Source organism: Actinosynnema sp. NPDC023658, from assembly GCF_040639995.1.
Taxonomy (GTDB): Bacteria; Actinomycetota; Actinomycetes; order Mycobacteriales; family Pseudonocardiaceae; genus Actinosynnema.
In genome coordinates this window covers 1-1,781 of the sequence record NZ_JBFAAX010001084.1, presented here as the reverse complement: position 1 = coordinate 1,781, position 1,781 = coordinate 1, and the positions used below count along the sequence as shown (strand labels likewise).

The window sequence follows — 1,781 nt, the reverse complement described above, 5'->3', positions numbered from 1 at the left end:
ACCCGGTTCGTGGCGCTCAACGAGGTCGGCGGAGCGCCGGACCGGTTCGGCGTGCCGGTCGAGGAGTTCCACGCGCGGGCGGCGGTGCGCGAGGCGTCCGAGCCCGCGGCGATGACGTCGTTGTCGACGCACGACACCAAGCGGTCGGAGGACGTGCGGGCCCGCCTGGCGGTGCTCGCGGAGGTGCCCGAGGAGTTCGCCGACGCGGTGCGCCGGTGGACCGCCGCGCACCCCATCGACGAGCCGTCGCTGAACATGCTGGCGTGGCAGTCGCTGGTCGGGGCGTGGCCGATCACCGCCGACCGGATGCGCGACTACCTGGACAAGGCGGCCAAGGAGTCGAAGGTCCGCACCACGTGGGTCGACCACGACGAGGAGTTCGAGGCGGCCGTGGCGGCCTGGCCGGAGCAGGTGCTGACCGGTCCGGTGGCCGCCGAGGTGGCGTCGTTCGTGGAGCGGATCGTGACGGCGGGCTGGTCCAACGCGCTCGGGCAGAAGCTCGTGCAGCTGACCGCGCCCGGCGTGCCGGACGTCTACCAGGGCACCGAGCTGTGGGACCTGTCGCTGGTCGACCCGGACAACCGCCGACCGGTGGACTACGAGGTCCGGCGTCGGCTGCTGGCCCGGATCGAGGACGGCTGGCTGCCGGACGTCGACGACTCCGGCGCGGCCAAGCTGCTCGTCGTGCAGCGCGCGCTGCGGTTGCGGCGGGAACGGCCCGAGCTGTTCCGCGGCTACCGGCCGCTGCCCGCGTCCGGACCGGCCGCGCCGCACGCGGTCGCGTTCGAGCGGACGGGCCTGGTCGCGGTCGCGACGCGGCTCCCGGTGGGGTTGGCGAACGCGGGCGGCTGGGGCGACACGGTGCTGCCGCTGCCGCCGGGGGAGTGGACCGACGTGCTCACCTCCCGCCCGGCGACCCCGCGGCTGGCCGACCTGCTGGACCGCTACCCGGTGGCACTGCTGATCAGGGGAGATCGGTGACTTTCTCGGTGTGGGCCCCGGCGCACGACCGCGTCCGGGTCCGGGTCGACGGCCGCGACCACGGGATGACCGCGGGTGACGGCGGGTGGTGGCACGCGGACGTCGAGGGTGTCGACTACGCCTTCCTGCTCGGTGACTCCGACGAGGCGCTGCCCGACCCGCGGTCGCGGTGGCAGCCGAACGGGGTGCACGAGGCGTCACGCGTCTACGACCACGACACGTTCGAGTGGACCGACGGGTCCTGGACCGGTCGTGCGCTGCCCGGCGCGGTGATCTACGAGCTGCACGTCGGCACGTTCACGCCCGCCGGCACGTTCGACGGCGCGGTGGAGCGGCTGGACCACCTGGTCGGGCTGGGCGTCACGCACGTCGAGGTGATGCCGGTCAACTCGTTCGACGGCACCGCCGGCTGGGGCTACGACGGCGTGCTGTGGGGCGCGGTGCACGAGCCCTACGGCGGACCGGACGGGTTCAAGCGGTTCGTGGACGCTTGCCACGCGCGCGGGCTGGCCGTGCTGCTGGACGTGGTCTACAACCACCTCGGGCCGTCCGGCGCGTACCTCGACCGGTTCGGGCCGTACTTCGCGGGCAGCAACGAGTGGGGCCCCGGCCTGAACCTCGACGGCGAGGGCGCCGACGAGGTGCGCCGGTACGTCGTCGACAACGCGCTGGGCTGGCTGCGCGACTTCCACGTCGACGGGTTGCGGCTGGACGCCGTGCACGCGCTGGTGGACCGCAGCGCGCTGCACGTGCTGGAGCAGCTGGCCGTCGAGGTGGACGCCCTGTCGGCCGCAGTGGGC

1 protein-coding gene and 1 pseudogene are annotated in these 1,781 nt (G+C 74.0%); both read left to right on the top strand.

Annotated features, from left to right (window positions below; translation table 11 throughout):
• A pseudogene (locus AB0G02_RS38310) lies at positions 1-981 on the top strand (malto-oligosyltrehalose synthase); the annotation flags it as partial.
• Positions 978-1,781 (top strand): alpha-amylase family glycosyl hydrolase (locus AB0G02_RS38305; protein ID WP_360804840.1); only part of this gene is annotated, 804 nt, incomplete at its 3' end. The pseudogene AB0G02_RS38310 and the gene AB0G02_RS38305, both read left to right, overlap by 4 nt.